Raw genomic sequence first — 16,743 nt, forward strand, 5'->3', positions numbered from 1 at the left:
GAAATGGAGTAATCGTCCTCAAATGAATTCTTTCTACTTTGTCTCTCTAGGGATGATATAAAGCGTTCCATCCTCGCCATACTCCGCATATGCAATATCCTTAATATTGTCATACCCCTGCCTTTGCATATCAAGCTTGACCTTTTCCGGGTCCATTTTCTTTCCCCTCAGGGACATCGTCAGGAGTTCCCCTTTATCAATGACCGTAATAGCCAAGCTATTGGAAATATCCTGAAGACCCAAATCTTGGGCGGTCGGAGGCTCGTACTCCGGCTTGCGAAGGACGGACAGAGATCCGTCGATTTCCAGGACGGCATGTTTGACCTCCTGAAGCGAAAAAACGTTCTGTTTTCGAAGCATGGAGAGCAATTGTTTATATTCAATGTCATATTTTTTTAATAAACTCTGGTTCACCTCACCGTTATCAATCAAAAGAACAGCCCGCCCCTCTGCTGCATACCCGAATTTAACGAAACGGGTTGTTGCTTTCTCAAAAAGGTAGGAGAGGATCGTCCAAACTGCCAAAGCAAATAAAAGATGGGATACGTTGACCTGATCGTCATACAGCGTATTTCCCACAATTTCGCTTAGTACCAACGAAGATAGGAAATCCAATGGCGTAAGTTGACTGAGCGTTTTTCTTCCCGTAACGAACGTAATGACCCAAAGTCCGAAAAAACTGATGACCAGCTTGATGCTTAATTCCAACAGCATATCGACCAACCTCCCCTTAGAACCAATCATTGAAGAACCATTACCCACTTCTTTCAATTAAAAACAACGGCCCCCATCAAGCCAAAATGAAAAGGCATAAACCCGGTATAATACCGAGCTCATGCCTAACAGGTTGCATAAAACACTTGTCTACCTTTAAGCGAGATCACTTCAAAATGACGCCGATTCATCAGGTTGTTGTTTTAAGATCGGGAGTCGAGCATTCACCATTCATGGAGAGGTTTACAGATGGATATTATGCATTATTGCACTGTAGAGAAAATCGGCTAAACCTTCATGGCCATATTGATTAAAATAATTTCTGAATCGTGCATCAAATTTGTAAGTATTGGCAATGCAAGCCAGTAATTCTGCATCACATGTCATGAATTGCATCAGATTTTCTTTCCACTCTTCGATTAATCGCTGAGCTTCATCGGAGGAAGGATCCTGATCCACACAAGACGCCATTTGTTTGAATATGTTCTCCATGGATTGAAACTGTTTCTCTTTATCGTCAAGCGATAATTTTTCCAACGTTTCATTATACTCTTTATACGCTTCTGTTTCGCCATAAATGAATCTTGCCTCATTTGCATACTGTTCTTTCAATGGTAAAACGGAAGAATCCTTGAAGATTTGCAAATCGCTAATATCCATTCCCGAATCGTATTCATCGATCGCTACCATCATGGTTTCCAGTCTTTGTTTTCTCGATAATAACGTTTGTTTCTGCTTCTTCAAAATTTGTTTACGTTCTTGTCTGGTCAGCTTTAAAATGTCTGCAATTTCTTTCAAGGAAAACTCCAACTCCTTTAGGAACAGAATCGTTTGAAGTTTTTCCAAACTGCTTCGATCATATAAGCGATACCCTTTTTCCGTCAGATGCGTCGGTTTAAATAAATCGATTCGATCGTAATAATGCAGAGTCCGGCCTGTAATGCCTGTAATCCGAACAATATCTTTAACCGTTAATAATCGTTTCTTCATCCCAAAATCCTTTGACTTCGTCCAGTATTTGAGCAGCAGGCGTTATTGTCGCCTCAAAAATCGTTTTTCCTGTTTTTCTTAAATAATATCGGATCAAATAATATCCGCAAGCGTATCCGGCACTATAAGGCATGTTGACCGGTTTGAAGTTTTGAAGGGTGGCGATCTCGTCTCCGTAAAGATACGGAGCCAATTGATCAAACCCGGTTAATTGCAATCGCTCTCTAAGCACAGGCTTTATGCGTTGGTTAAGTGTTTCTACGTTCGTTTTCGTGACCCAAGGGCCGAGCAATTCTTCTCCAAACATGAACGTCGCATAATTTTCGGCTAATCCTTCACTTACGATGAGCTCGCCCAAATGAACGTTGTGATCCCACTGAATAAATTGATAGCGCACATTATGGTTGCATTCGTGAGCCAGCGAAGCTTTCATTCGCGGAATCGTGTACTCATTTGGCAGGAGCGTCCCCCAGATAAATCCGGGAATGCCGCCAAAACCGCTATATCCTTCATTTATGGTTAAAGCACGGTTTTCCGGATTCCCTAGTTGAATGGTAAACAAATACTCGGATACGGGGAGGCTTATACCATGTTCCACAAATAGACCGAGGCTTTTCCTTACAGCGTGCTCACACTCTAACCAAAAAGAATCTGACGAAATCAACTCTACCTCATGTGAAATCTGCCGGGTAATCTGATCAGGAGATCGATGCATCATACTATTAAACGTAACCACGTCAAAACCGTTCGCCTCTTCAGCTCTAAAAGGGATCTGTTGAATTTCCCATTGCTTCATAAAAGGGGCCATCATTTCGTTTCTGAATAATTCAAGCTTTTCGTCGGGCGAAGCCTGGATTATATTTTGATAAATGTGGTCTGAACGCAATGTTTTTATGTTCATATCTCTCACTCCCAGTGATGTATTCATAGAGAGAGTATGGACTATGACCTAACGTCATAGTCAAGAGAGAAATTCGTAATGCTTTGCCTGGGATATTCTCGTCGACCAAATCCGGTGATTTCAAGTCACCGATGATGAAAGCGCCGTCCAGTCACTAGATAAGAAAAGGAAAACGTCGGGCAAGCCTGCAAACAGGTTTGCTCATGCTCATCGTCTTCCTTGCATCGAAAAGAGCAAACGTTGAAATCCAACCCGTTTTGCCGCCTCCAAACCCATTACAAGTGGTATTGTAAAGAAATTCACGATAAGAGCCTTAATATGCGCCAGGAGCATTCGAAAAATATTTAGAACGGAACGTTCATATGGATCCTGTGTCATGAGTGAGATGTGTTATTAAACATTTTTTTATACTGAAAGGGATGGGTGGGATGGATTTAGTGGCATTCAGCGATTTCTCACTACATCCCGCCAGTTCGCATTTGTAAGGATCTCTGCATCGTCACCGAAAAATACGTTTCCCGCTTGTTGATCGCCTTTCAGCCAATACATAAACCATGCAGTCATATATCCGTCAGCATGGTTCAGCATATCGCCGTGGTCCGTGTTTACGCGCCTTGCCATAACTTTGATTACCGTATCGGGAATATTGGCATAATTTTGGTTAAGTGACCAAAGCGGGGTAATACCTTGCCCTTCTGTTGCCGTTATATCTTCAGCAGTTCCCGCATCAAAATATCCCGTACCAGCAACCATGAAATAGGGGATTTTGACCTTAGATACGTCGTAGCTCCATTCCTTTCCGAATACGCTGTCCTGTCCCCAGTAGCTTGAAGTGGCGCTTGCTGTATACATGACTTTATAGTAGCCGCCGTTATCCTGATTGGTTACGGCGTTTATTGTCCCCACGCCTCCCTGCGAATGTCCGCCGATTCCAATGTTGTCCACATCAATTTTACTATAAAAATCACTTTCGCGATCTTCATTCAGACTTAGCATAAAATCAAGGCTTGCAGACGATGATGCTCCTGTTCTTGAATTTTCGTCCTCATTGCCAACAACAATGAATCCCCATGAAGCAAGATGTTTAAACACAGCTTTATATTTTGAAGCAGGGATCCCCGTGCCGTTTGCCATTATGACGAGGGGATATGCAGACGAGCTTTCTTTCAATTCGGACGGATACCAAATCTCATGTTTTTTGAAGGTATCATTACCTGCGTCAAATTCCACATAAGAAACTTTATTTGTACCAAGTGCTGTATATTGTGCTTCGATGGGCTTGTCGGTCTTTACAAATTTATAATAATGTCCATTGCGATATGAAAGAAATGCAAGCACCGCCACAATTACCGCAATAACAACGAGAACCACAATCAGCAATATTCTTTTAAAGATTTTCATAAACTTCACCCCATTGCCACCTAATCTTCCTACATGTTCATTTTCTTTCGAGATACAGGCGATATTGCTTCTTGTCGTTTTGCAGTTCGTATCCGGAGTGGGAAACTCGATATTATCATGTTTCGACAATTGCATCCCTTAATTCGGCATATATTTATCCAAATATTCATTGATTTTTTCAAAATAAAGTTTTGCTTCTTTTGGATCATTTTGTAAGCCGTGACCCGAACGCTTAAATTCAATGAAATCATGGGGAACGTTATTTTCTTTTAGAGCTTCAAGCAGATTTTTCGTTAGACCGAACGGCACGACTTTATCATAAGTGCCATAGGCAGCTAATGTTGGAACGGAATTTTTGGTAATATGTGTATAAGGTGAAATTTCATCTACGTACTTTTTGTACTCACCATTTCTCATCATTTCTGCAGTGATGTTTTCCCCTGTCATGATCGAGGCAAAAGCTGCACTTGCTTCAGCAGCTTCGTCAGATTCATATGGGCTATCGGTATTATCGATACCAAGCCATATGGATGGTTCGAAGCTAGGAGGGCCAACTCCTTCGAAGACCAATTTTACCGGAATTGGAGAGGAATCCGCATCACGGTACGCATAAAGTAAAGCAAGAGCTCCACCAGCAGATCCCCCAGATATAGCCATTTCATCAAGGTTATACCCCAGTTCAGCAGCCTTTTCTTTGATGACAGGTATACTTTGCTTAATTTCTTGAGACATTTGATAAAGGTTAACCGTATTTTCATCGGTGCGTAAGCTATAATTGATGCCCGCAGCTACATAGCCTTTAGAAGTAAAATATTTAAGCATATCGGCATCGTCACTTTTATCTCCGCTTGTAAATCCGCCCGCGTGAAGATAAACGACAAGACCATATGATTTTTTAGAATGATCTGCTGGAACATAGAGGTCATATTTGTTCAATTCTTCTTTGCCATATTCTAAATCTGTATAAATGGTTCCGACTGAATCACTCCAGTCTACATGTAATGGGTTACTAAACGTAGGAAACTTTAGTTTCAAGAAGGCCGAACCGGAAAAAACCAATACAAAAGTAAGAATGCAGGTTAATATCCACATCATTTTTTTCATCAGAATAATTTTCCTCCCAATAACAGATCCAACATCAGACGGACTGCTAATCTGCCTAACACAAATGCGGCTACCGCAATTATGGCAAGAATGACAAGACGTTTTTTGGTTATCATCGTTTCTCCTTTTCTTCATTCTCGAGATATTAATGAATTGTTTGCGCTGGAGCAAACATTACCATGAAAAAATAAACTGAAAATAAACCACTATAAACGAATTGAACTTTGTTCACTTGAAACAGTGCTTTATGATAGAATGCAGTTCTAAGTTACGCATACACATCAAGGAAAGGAATGAGGGTGATGTTCCAAATCCTCGTTGCAGAAGACGATAAAAATACGGCCAAATTAATGAAAACCATTATTGGCTCTGCCGGATATGAGGTATATTTGGCGGAGAACGGCATGGTGGCGCTAGAAATATTGGACAAGCAGCATATTGACCTGATTGTGCTCGATATCATGATGCCACACCTGGACGGATTCGAACTGACTCAAATGATTCGGGAGAGCAGGAATGATATCCCTATTCTTATGGTCAGTGCAAAACATCTGCCTGCAGACAAACGTAAAGGCTTTATGGCAGGAACAGACGATTATATGGTCAAACCTGTGGACGAAGACGAGATGCTTCTTCGAATCAAGGCTTTGCTGAGAAGGGCCAAAATCCTTAACGAGCGAAAGCTTCATATCGGGAAGATTACGCTTCAATATGATTCATTAACGGTGACGAGGGAGAACGACGTGCAGACGCTGCCGCAGAAAGAGTTCTATTTGTTATATAAGCTGCTATCTTACCCCGACAAAATTTTTACCCGGATTCAGTTGATGGACGAAATTTGGGGCATGGAATCCGAGACGAACGATGTTACGCTCAATGTTCACATCAACCGGCTAAGAAAGCGATTCAGCGATTATCCGGAATTCGAAATCATTGCGATTCGAGGCATTGGTTATAAGGCGGTTAAACACGGTGATTAAAAAGAAAATCAACTTTACCGAAAAGGGTTACTTGCGCGGCTTTGGTTTGACTTTCATGTTTACGTTCATTGTGTTGTTTATTTTGCTCATATCCATTTTTCTTTCGTTTATCATTATCGTGTTTCTAGCATACATCGGGCTTTACACGCTGCCTCCAGCAGACGAGCCGAATTCCGGAGGCGGGGTATGGCTTATTGCTTATTTCGGAACCGTAAGTGTTTTGGTCAGTGTTTTGGCGTCGCTTATTTTTAGCCGAATCCCCCTCTCTCCCATCCGGGAAGTGATTGGTGCTTCCCAAGAGCTTGCCAAAGGAAATTTTGCCGTCAGGATCCATCTCAAGGGGGCGAAAGAGCTGAAAAAATTGAACCAAAGTTTCAACCACATGGCAGAAGAACTGGGGAGCCTTGAAATGCTGCGTTCCGATTTCATTAATAACTTTTCACATGAATTCAAAACGCCGATTGTTTCTTTAAGGGGATATGCGAAGGTATTGAAAAAAGACAATTTGTCGGAAGCAGAACGCAATGAATATTTGGATATCATTATTCATGAATCGGAGCGTCTTGCCGAACTGGCCACGAATGTCCTTCAGTTGACCAAAATTGAAAGCCAAACCATTATCACGGAAAAGACGTTGTTTAACGTAACCGAACAAATAAGAAATGCTGTCGTATTGTTGGATTCGAAATGGTCCGCTAAAAACATTCGTTTCCACTTCGATTCAGCCGAAGTCATGGTTGTAGCAAATGAAGATATGCTCAGCCAGGTTTGGATCAATCTTCTGGACAATGCAATCAAGTTCTCTCCCTCGGATTCAGAGATCAAAATCGATATCGAATCAAGAGATCAACAGACCCGCATCTCTATTCATGACAATGGCCCGGGGATCGACTTGAGTAAGCAAAAATACATTTTCGACAAATTTTATCAGGGAGATGCCTCACACGCCTCTCCTGGATATGGGTTAGGTTTGAGCATCGCTCACAAAATCATTGCCTTGCACAACGGAACAATTAGAGTTGCAAAATCCGATGACACCGGCACAACATTTGAGGTGATTCTTCCTTTTAATTAACCGGTTTCTCTTCGGAGCGTAAGAGGAGTCAGCAAATAAAGATACTTATCCGACATACGTTTAGAGGTGTCTTATGTTGACTTTCCTGTTTCTTTTACCACTACGATATAGATAATAGAGCACGCAAACAATCGACAATTATAAATGTATGAACGAAAAAGAAGGCAGATTCCATCCATAAACGGATGATTGCCTTCTCTAGGGGGCATGTACTTTCCGTGAAAACGTCGAGTACAAAGTTCGTCTAATTATGAATTCAAATGCACCGTCATGATCGGCTCATCAGAGCCTTTAGGCTTCTGGATGTCATGTATCTCTACATGGTCTACACATTCCAGCCCATCCGGAACAATGACCGGACTAATCACTGACAAGCCCGCTGCCTGAATAGCGGAAATATCAAATTCTAGTAACAGTTGTCCTTGGTTTACTTTAGTACCGTTTTCCACATACAGTGTGAATCCATTTCCTTTTAGCGATACCGTTTCAATGCCGACATGGACAAGAATTTGGATACCGCTTTTATGTTCAATGATGACTGCATGTTTGCTTTTATCCATGACATGGACAATTTTCCCGTCAAATGGAGCGTAGACCTTTCCCTCCGTTGGTTCTATGGCCACTCCCATACCCATGTGGCCTCCTGCAAAGGCTGGATCAGGCACCTGTTTCAATGCTAATACTGCGCCTGAAATTGGAGCTGTAATCTTGAGCATATCAATTGTCTTTTTGTTTTTTCTCCAATGAAACATGTAAATCTCCCTCCAAATCTACGTACATCTCCTTCGTTTATTGGCAATCGACGCGGCTATTAAGGAACATTCTTCATTTGTACTATTCTTGTTGAGAGTTAAGTTTAGTCTTTTTTCGATTAATGTTTCCATATATTACTGTGAAGACTGCTCCACAGGATAATGCGATTAAATGTGCGATTATATAATTAAGATGCCCATGATTGTCGGCGGAAGCAATGGCTAATCCCGGAAGAGCCGTGGTTCCAAATCCTATTGCAGTGAGCTTGCTTAAATACACATAACCACCAGCAATCGCTCCCCCAATACATCCAGCGATCAGCGGGAATTTATATTTTAAAGTGATCCCGAAAATGGCTGGTTCTGATACGCCAAAGATCACAGAGCCAAATGCTGAAATTCCAAGTTCCTTTACTTTCGTATTCTTCCGATGTAAAAGGACATACCCTAATACGGCCCCTCCTTGTCCAAATAAGGCAACAGACATTAATGGATTTATGAAGTTTCTCCCTGTATCTATAAGAAGCTGTGCTTCCACTGCACCTAAAACATGGTGTAACCCCGTAATGACGATAATTTGTTGAATACCAGCAAAGAACATATATCCAAAAATGCCCAAGTTTTGTGTACTCCATAATAATGAGGTGGTTACGAATTGAGCTAATTCGCGGCCCAGCGGTCCAATCATTGTGAATAACAATACGCTAGAAACAAATACTGTCAACAAAGGTGCTAAAAACAGTTTGATCATATTAGGTACTTTTTTAATAAAGAATTGGTCTAATTTGGCAACGACAAAACCCATCATCAAAGCAATGATAATGCCGCCTTGGAATCCAACGAGTTCGATGTTCAACCCTAAAATATTTATGGTTTCAGGCTGAACGTTGCCTTTAGCGACTTCATAAGCATCTGCTAAGTTCGGGTGAAGCATAATGGCACCAAGCACTAAACCAAGAATAGGTCTGCCGCCATATCTTTTGGTTGCAGAATATACTACCAATAATGGTAGTATCGTAAATATTCCAGATGATACGATTGATAATAAACGGTTAATCCCTTGCAAAGCTGGGTACATTTCTACAACCGATTTCTCACCAAATAAACCTTGTTGGCCCAACAAACCTGTAATTCCCATTAATAATGCGGCTGCAAGAATTCCAGGCATAATCTCAATAAAAACATCAGATAAAGATTTTATGGCTTTCTGTAAAAAATTCTGCTTTTGTGAAGCCTTTGTCTTTACGTCACTTAGAGACATATTTTCTGTTTCTGTAAGCTTAGAGAATGCGGCATAAATATCGTTTACTAATCCGGCTCCAAAAATAATTTGAAGTTGATCGCCTGCTATAAAAACCCCTTTGACTAAATTTATATTTTCCACTTTTGTTAAATCAGCTTTATCGTTGTCATCTAATACGATTCTTAATCGAGTGGCGCAATGTGTGACTCCAGCGATGTTTTCCTTTCCCCCTATGTTCTTCAAGATGTTTTCAGAAATTTCTCTGTATTGTTTATGCTTATCTTCCATTTATCTTTTCCCTCTCTCTTGACTGTTCAATTAGGATGTTTTGTAAATCTCCAGAACATACTTAGAAAGTCTTGCTTAATCCTTGGCAATGTGAGCCCTGCATGCATAAGCTCATCTCCACCAAACAGTTCACCAGTCTCGACATTTTTATACATAAAATCTGGATTCAACCCTTTAAATTTGATCGTTCGAAGAGATGCAGCCGGTTGCGAAAGCACTTTGAAATAACTCGCGACGACTTCCGATTGATCATCGGAAACAAAGTTCCATGCGGCTTCGTTTCCATCAAAAGGGCTGAGTATTCTATGAAAACTTCCAAATTGGATAATTGGCCGAATCTCTTTATATAAAGCAACTTGTTTTTTAATTTCTTCTTTTTCTTGTTCTGTAATGGTTGTAAGGTCCAGTTCATAACCAAAGTTACCAGCCATTGCGACATGTCCTCTTGTTTCCAACGGGGTTATTCTTCCCACTTGATGATTAGGGACGGTTGAAACGTGGGCTCCCATTGTAATTGGCGGGTAAACCAGACTTGTACCATATTGAATTTTCAACCGACACATCGCATCGGTATTATCACTCGTCCATGTTTGAGGCATATAGTAAAGCATACCGGCATCAAAACGCCCGCCCCCACTAGAACAACTCTCAAACAATACATCAGGAAACCTTGATGTGATTGCTTCCATTACTTTATAAAGACCTAACATATATCGGTGAGCGGTTTCACGTTGTCGTTCCGGTGGTAAAGCAGCTGAACCCAAATCCGTCATATGTCGATTCATATCCCATTTCACATAGGTAATCGGTGCACTTGATAAAACAGAGGACACGGATTCGATGATGTAATCGCACACTTCCTCACGGGTTAAATCCAAAACAAGTTGGTTTCGGCCTAGTGTGGGAGGGCGATTTTCAACATGTAAACACCAATCTGGATGTTTTCTATATAAATCGCTGTCTATTGAAACCATTTCAGGCTCAAACCACAATCCAAACTCCAGTCCGAGATCACAAATCCGAGTTGCGAGGTCCAGCAATCCATTTGGAAGTTTACGCTGATCGACAACCCAATCCCCAAGTGAGCTGTTATCGTCGTCTCTTTTTCCGAACCATCCATCGTCCAATACAAGCAGCTCTATACCTGCTTTTTTTGCTTCCACAGCTATTTCTTCAATTTTCTCCGCATTAAAATCAAAATAAGTAGCTTCCCAATTATTAATTAGTATTGGCCGCAACTTATCTCGGAATGTTCCACGACATAATCTTTTACTGTAGAGCTTATGATAGATCCTGGACATATCACCCAACCCATTTGCTGTGTAAGCCATTACAACTTCAGGAGTTTGAAATAATTCCCCAGGTTCTAACAGCCATGAGAAATCAAAAGGATTAATACCTATGGACACTCTCGTATTGCGATAGGGATCCACTTGAACTTGAGCCGTAAAATTGCCACTGTAAACGAGGTTAAACGCATACACTTCCCCTTGATCCTCATCAGTTCCTTTTCGTACTAACGATAAAAACGGTGCTTGTTGAGGACTGCTCGCGCCCCGGCAGCTATCAACCAGTTGAATCCCTGGAACAATGCTGCGCCTCACGATATTTTTTTCATTGTTATGAGCACCATATAATGTAATCAATTCGTACTCATCATCCCGAAAATCAACACTTGCACTAAGTGCCCGAAGGATCTTCAAGCGTTGTGTTCCTTCATTGTTAAAATGAGCCGACCTTGTGATCACATCTAATTCAGGGTACAAACTATAGCATAGTGTCACAGTCAATCCTAACAACTTATCCTCCATGATAAGCTCCAGTGTCTCTGCTTCTTCTTCGTCCTCTACATAAGTAGACGGCAGTCCGTTTAACTTGGGTTTTCCTTTATATGTCCTGTACTCTTTGTAACGAAGATCCGTCAGCGTTGATCCATTATTTAACTGTATTTGATAAGCCGGTGTTCTAAAATCTCCATTTCCATAGGCTGGATATTCTTGGGGCAGCGTATCGAGTGAAAATGTTCGATCAGAGGCATCCGGGTTAGGCGAAAATCCTCGATCCATATAAATAATTTTGTTGCTTCCACGATAGGTATTCACTTTTTTTCCCCAATATAAATGAGCTAAATATCCATCACGAACGATCTGCATTACATAGCTGGAATTTTTCCCTTGTAAATGAAATAACCGTTGATCGCCATTAATGTGGATTGCCATAGAATCCTCCTTGCATATTATTAAAACTATAATTGATAAGGTTTTGGGAATAGATGGAACCAAGCTGTGTAAGAAAGAAAAATGTGGAATTACAAATCAGCTTGAATCATCTCACAACGAATACAACGATATAACAACGTAATGAAAGATAGCGCTTTAGTTATTGCTTTACCTAGGATTAAACAATGAATTAGTTGCTATACAATAATTAGTATGCTTTTATTCTAATGGTTTAAATGGACAATGAATATGGAATAATGTAGACTGACTATTAAAGAATGTGATAACTTTTCAGCGTTTTAAAGAGAGGTGACAAGAATGGCCGCCAGTTTCTCCAATCATTCCCGCAATAATCTGGATCTTAATTTGTACACATGCGGTAGAGAAGCTTGTATGGGAGGACACTCTTATGGTCCTGCGATTCGAAGCGGATATATGATTCACTATGTATTAAAAGGAAAAGGTGTTTTTAAAGTTAATGACAAAATTTATCACCTCGAACAACAAGAAGCTTTTTTGATAGAGCCGAACGTTTTAATTTATTATGAAGCAGATGCTGATGATCCTTGGGAATATATTTGGATTGGTTTTAGTGGAATAAAAGCAAAAGAATATTTGCTTCGAACGAGTTTATCTATAGATCATCCGATCTTTAGTTTTGATCAAACGCACAATCTGGCTGATTGTATGCATCGTATTCTAAGTCTGACGTCCCTGACTTCGAACAGAGACTTTTTATTGACGGCAAAACTTTATGAATTTTTGTATGAATTGTGTGAACTTTACCCGAATATCAAAGTCCCTAGTGAAGTAAAACAACAGAAGTATATTGAAGATGCATTGCATTTCATTGATCAGAATTATGCACATCATATTACGGTAAATGATGTCGCTAGACACATTTCTATTGATCGTTCCTATTTGCATCGTCTGTTTAAGCAATACATTCATCAGTCTCCCCAGCAATTTTTACTCCATCTTAGAATTGAAAAAGCATGTTATTTAATGACCAATACTTCACTCAAAATTGGAGATATCGCCAGGTCGGTCGGATATAACGATGTCCTTTTGTTTTCCAAAAATTTTAAAAAGGCAAAAAATTGCACACCATCAGAATTTAGAAATATGCTGCTTTAGAAAGCTGCCTCAAAACGAAAAAGTCGCTAATTTAGCGACTTTTCATGAAAACTTTCCCTCTTACAAGGATGAATAGAGCTTTGGTAGTTGATATCTTCAATTTTCGAGCGGAAATTACACAAAGACGAAGCCGGTTTAATCAATACCGAAATCTGTTTCATGATTTCATTCCTCAATTTTTGATGGTGAAATGTATTTTAGTCCCTATCTCTACAATGGTAAAAGAAGTATTCCTGGCCCCTTAACGGGCACCAAGAATACTTTACTTCACATCCATCATGAATACACACGTTAACGGAGAGGCTGAACCAATCTGGAGAAGCGAAGCGTTCGCTTAAAAACTTCTTATCTTTTATCTCTTTTGTTCGGCACAAAATCCGTCGTTTCCATATAAAATTGGCCGACCCGATTCTTCATCCGCTGCACGATGTCCTGATATTCTTCCTTCACGGCCAAGTTGTCGATTTCCATCGGATCAAGTTCAAGATCATACAGCTCATCGTTTTCATATAAACGCATAATATATTTGTATTTTCCCATTCTGCACATGACGGCTTTGGTATGTTCCGGTCCTTCGCTGTACTGTGTGGATAGACGCGGCCAGTATGGGGATTCCGGCCCATGACCCAATTCCATAGCCTGCTTCTCGCCATGGATTCTGCCCCCTTCACAGAACACGGCATCCTTATGTTCTTCGCTTCCTGCAACAGCATTCAGCAAAGACTTGCCAAACTGGGTATATGACAGCTCAAATTCCGCCATTTCCGCTATGGTGGCCGGGAGATCCAGCAATTCCACTTGCGCACTGGAAATTCTCGGCGCAACAGGAGTCCCTTTAGCCGGTTTTATAAGCAACGGAACGTTGGAGATCGGATCTTCGAAACAATTCTGGACTTTTTCGGTAATCGTGTAATCGCCAGTATAATCTCCATGATCGCTAAAGACAATGAGATTGGTATCATCATACATTCCTGTATCTTTCAGTTTTTGTCTGACCAATCCTAATTGGTAGTCAAAACGCGATACCATGGCCAGATACGTCGCACGCAATTCATCAAATCGTTCTTCCGTCCAACCGTTTAATTGTTGTTTCGAATTAATGCCGTAGAGCATGCTTGCCTTGTTAGGAATATCCTTGATATTAGGCCGGCGGGGTGGCAACTTCGCGCGATCAATGCTGGAGTACCAAGGGTCTTCACACGCATATGGCGGGTGCGGGAAAGACAACGTGCAATATACAAAGAATGGTTTATCGGATGGTTCTTTGCTTCGACGTTCCAGGTATTCCAGCGCTTTGTTCACGCAGTTCCAATCCGTTTTACCGTAACCTTCCCCGTCAGGCAGCTTACCCATGTAAAAGGAGTAATACGTATCTCCGGATAACATTTCATCATAAAGTCTTTTCGAATCTTCGTTCATTTCGGCATGATGATTCATCATATTATTTTCTGCATCTCTTGTATTCTCATCACGGACACCGTCATAATACTCATCGCAATAATTCGTCTTCTTACGATCCCCGGGAACAACATCATTGCGGCCGATCCAGATCACCTCATACCCGTTATCCTTCATTTCTTTCAGAATGTTAGGTTCGTCTTCACGTTGTAAGTAATGCATGGTTCGATGTCCATTGACATGAGGATACAAGCCGGACAAAAAACTTCCTCTGGAAGGTACGCACACTGGATTTTGGCAATAAGCGTTCTCGAAGGATACTCCCTCCCGGGCTAAATCATCCAAATTCGGAGTAATGGAAGCCGGATTTCCCATATGAGCCATGGAATCGTTACGCATTTGGTCTGCAACAAACATAAAGATATTTTTTTTCACATGTATTCCTCCTTAACTATTTAACGACATTGATTAGAACATCCGAGGTAGTCACTGTTTTTTCTTTGGTTGCTTCTACCCACTGGTGTTCTGGCGTATTAGATACGATTACAGGGGTTACAAGGGAATATCCTGCAGCTTCGATCTGCTCCATATCAAAGGTTACCAGCAGTTGACCTTGTTTTACGCGATCTCCCTGAGCGACCACAGCATCAAAATATTTTCCCTTTAATCCAACGGTGTTCATGCCGATGTGAATCAACATTTCAATCCCGCTGTCCGTGGTGAGACCGATCGCATGCTTCGTAGGGAAAATCGTTGTCACAATTCCATCAGCCGGAGCCACCACTTCTCCTTTTTCAGGTGCTATTGCAGCCCCTTTACCCATTAACTCAAGCGCAAATGCTTCATCCTCGATTTCAGCCAACGGCAAAACTCGTCCAGCGATTGGGGAAGTCAGCTCATAAAACGTATTTTCACCCAATTCTGCATTGATTGGACGAGCGTGCTCCTTCTCCCGCTTCTCCTTTTCAGGAGAGTTTGCCGGAGATGTCGGTACCGCTGCATCGTCTTCATCCATTTTTGGGTCGTAAGCCACGGTCAGAGAAAGAAGCAGTCCCACCCCGAAAGCTACAGCTACTGAAATGACGTAACCAATAAATGCTTGATCAATCCCCGCATTCGGGTTGACGGCGTTCGGAATGGCAAACACGCCTGTGGCGCCGACAGTGAAAAACTTTGATCCAAAAAATCCGGAAATTGCACCAGCGATCGCTGTAGCTGCCAAAGTGGCAATAAACGTTTTTTTCCTAGGCAAAGTCACCCCGTATAATGCAGGCTCCGTAATGCCAAAGATGGCAGACAAAAAGGCAGGGAAAGAAATTTCTTTAAGCTTTTTATTTTTGGTTTTCAAGAAAATGCCCAACACGACGCCTGCCGTTGCAAGCGGAGTCGCCGATCCCGCCAACATGATGACATCATATCCATGAATGGCAATATTGTTAAGCGCAATGGGTACGAAACCCCAATGAAGGCCAAACATAATAAATACTTGCCAGAAACCGCCGACCAAAATGCCTGCAAGAACTGGACTGAAATGGTACAAGCCAAACATCACATTACCCAGCAATAGACCGGCCCAAGTAGCGATCGGACCAATAATCAGAAATGTCAAAGGCACTGTAATGATCAATGTAAAGAACGGAACAAGGAAACCGCGAACCACTTGCGGTATGATCTTATTGAGCATTTTTTCAAGCTTGGCTGCAAAATAAACCGCCAAAATAATCGGAATTACGCTGTTGGAATAGTTCATCAGAATAACGGGAATGTCAGCAAACGTGATATGGACCGAAGATTCAAAAACACTTCCCGTAAACAACGTATATAAAGGCTCGGCGGTTGTTTTCGCCAAATTCGCCAAGGTTGGATAAACCAATGCTCCCCCGATAGTCATCCCGAGAAATGGTTTAGCGCCAAATTTTTTGGCCGCCGTATATCCGAGGAACAGCGGGAAGAAATAAAAGAATGCATCTCCTGTTGCTTGCAGAACAAGATACGTTCCCGAGTCCTTATCCAGAATATTTAAACCTGCCAGCAATGAGGTTATGCCTTTGATCATACCTGAAGCCATTAGAACGCTAATCACAGGCGTAAATATTCCGGAAATCAAATCGATGAATTGGCTGAATAATCCTTTTTTCTCGCCCTGTTCTTCTTGATTGGAGGGAGCGCCTTCTCCCAAACCTGAGACCTGAACAAGCTCTTTATAAACGTCAGGCACATGGTTTCCAATAACAACCTGATATTGTCCTCCGCTTTGTACAACGGTAACGACGCCTTGGGTCGCTTTAATTTGTTCCGTTTGCGCTTTGTTATCATCCTTTAATTGAAACCGAAGGCGCGTGATGCAGTGGGTAACGGAATTAATATTCTCTTTTCCGCCCACTTTTTCCAAAATATCTTTCGCCAAATCATGATAGCTCATAAACTTTACTTCCCTTCGCAGTATTGTAATGTATAAAAAAAGGCAAGACGAACATAGACTTCTCAAGTCTGTTCATCTTGCCCCATGGAGGGTACAAAAAAGCAAGACGAACATCAACT

General features: G+C 41.4%; 13 protein-coding genes. 3 read left to right on the forward strand and 10 right to left on the reverse strand.

The annotated features are described in order from the left end of the window. Positions 1 to 33: 33 nt before the first annotated feature. The 5 genes from SNR34_RS18430 to SNR34_RS18450 all read right to left on the reverse strand — a co-directional run bounded on the left by SNR34_RS18430 (position 34) and on the right by SNR34_RS18450 (position 5,110). On the reverse strand, positions 34 to 714 hold the full coding sequence (locus SNR34_RS18430; RefSeq protein ID WP_236412346.1) for a DUF421 domain-containing protein: 681 nt from the start codon (positions 712 to 714) through the stop codon (positions 34 to 36). Between the two features lie 243 nt (positions 715 to 957). Beyond that, positions 958 to 1,704, reverse strand: a complete 747-nt coding sequence (locus tag SNR34_RS18435) for a MerR family transcriptional regulator (protein ID WP_486179885.1) — start codon at positions 1,702 to 1,704, stop codon at positions 958 to 960. Then, a complete protein-coding gene (locus SNR34_RS18440) occupies positions 1,679 to 2,605 on the reverse strand; it encodes a DUF2268 domain-containing putative Zn-dependent protease (protein WP_486182487.1) in 927 nt (308 codons plus the stop codon). Before SNR34_RS18440 ends, SNR34_RS18435 begins: the two co-directional genes overlap by 26 nt. A 444-nt stretch (positions 2,606 to 3,049) precedes the next feature. After that, positions 3,050 to 4,006: a poly(ethylene terephthalate) hydrolase family protein gene (locus SNR34_RS18445; protein WP_486182488.1), complete on the reverse strand. Its 957-nt coding sequence runs from the start codon at positions 4,004 to 4,006 to the stop codon at positions 3,050 to 3,052. Between the two features lie 138 nt (positions 4,007 to 4,144). Continuing rightward, the gene (locus SNR34_RS18450) at positions 4,145 to 5,110 is read right to left on the reverse strand and encodes an alpha/beta hydrolase (RefSeq protein WP_486179886.1); all 966 of its coding nucleotides are present in this window, start codon (positions 5,108 to 5,110) and stop codon (positions 4,145 to 4,147) included. A 302-nt stretch (positions 5,111 to 5,412) separates the two neighbouring features. Here SNR34_RS18450 and SNR34_RS18455 point away from each other — a divergent pair, with 302 nt between their 5' ends. Together SNR34_RS18455 and SNR34_RS18460 are read left to right on the forward strand one after the other, a co-directional pair. Continuing rightward, a complete protein-coding gene (locus SNR34_RS18455; protein WP_339272781.1) occupies positions 5,413 to 6,090 on the forward strand; it encodes a response regulator transcription factor in 678 nt (225 codons plus the stop codon). 70 nt (positions 6,091 to 6,160) lie between these two features. Next, positions 6,161 to 7,165, forward strand: coding sequence for a HAMP domain-containing sensor histidine kinase (locus SNR34_RS18460; RefSeq protein WP_486179887.1), 1,005 nt, complete (start codon positions 6,161 to 6,163; stop codon positions 7,163 to 7,165). Positions 7,166 to 7,413: 248 nt separating this feature from the next. Here SNR34_RS18460 and SNR34_RS18465 read toward each other — a convergent pair whose 3' ends face one another. The 3 genes from SNR34_RS18465 to SNR34_RS18475 all read right to left on the reverse strand — a co-directional run bounded on the left by SNR34_RS18465 (position 7,414) and on the right by SNR34_RS18475 (position 11,667). Further along, positions 7,414 to 7,917, reverse strand: a complete 504-nt coding sequence (locus SNR34_RS18465) for a PTS sugar transporter subunit IIA (protein WP_343260183.1) — start codon at positions 7,915 to 7,917, stop codon at positions 7,414 to 7,416. Between the two features lie 82 nt (positions 7,918 to 7,999). Beyond that, positions 8,000 to 9,448: a PTS transporter subunit EIIC gene (locus SNR34_RS18470; protein ID WP_236412332.1), complete on the reverse strand. Its 1,449-nt coding sequence runs from the start codon at positions 9,446 to 9,448 to the stop codon at positions 8,000 to 8,002. A 26-nt stretch (positions 9,449 to 9,474) separates the two neighbouring features. Next, positions 9,475 to 11,667 (reverse strand): alpha-galactosidase, encoded by a 2,193-nt coding sequence (locus SNR34_RS18475; RefSeq protein ID WP_339272796.1) that lies wholly within the window; start codon positions 11,665 to 11,667, stop codon positions 9,475 to 9,477. A 318-nt stretch (positions 11,668 to 11,985) separates the two neighbouring features. Between SNR34_RS18475 and SNR34_RS18480 the strand changes: the two genes are divergently transcribed. Then, positions 11,986 to 12,804, forward strand: a complete 819-nt coding sequence (locus SNR34_RS18480; RefSeq protein WP_236412328.1) for an AraC family transcriptional regulator — start codon at positions 11,986 to 11,988, stop codon at positions 12,802 to 12,804. Positions 12,805 to 13,149: 345 nt separating this feature from the next. On the opposite strand, the gene SNR34_RS18485 is transcribed toward SNR34_RS18480, so the two are convergent. Both SNR34_RS18485 and SNR34_RS18490 read right to left on the reverse strand, forming a co-directional pair. Continuing rightward, on the reverse strand, positions 13,150 to 14,637 hold the full coding sequence (locus SNR34_RS18485; RefSeq protein ID WP_486179888.1) for a sulfatase family protein: 1,488 nt from the start codon (positions 14,635 to 14,637) through the stop codon (positions 13,150 to 13,152). Positions 14,638 to 14,653: 16 nt separating this feature from the next. Next, complete coding sequence (locus SNR34_RS18490) at positions 14,654 to 16,624, reverse strand: beta-glucoside-specific PTS transporter subunit IIABC (RefSeq protein WP_486179889.1); 1,971 nt, start codon at positions 16,622 to 16,624, stop codon at positions 14,654 to 14,656. Positions 16,625 to 16,743 lie beyond the last annotated feature (119 nt).

Source organism: Paenibacillus sp. XP01 (assembly GCF_057364885.1).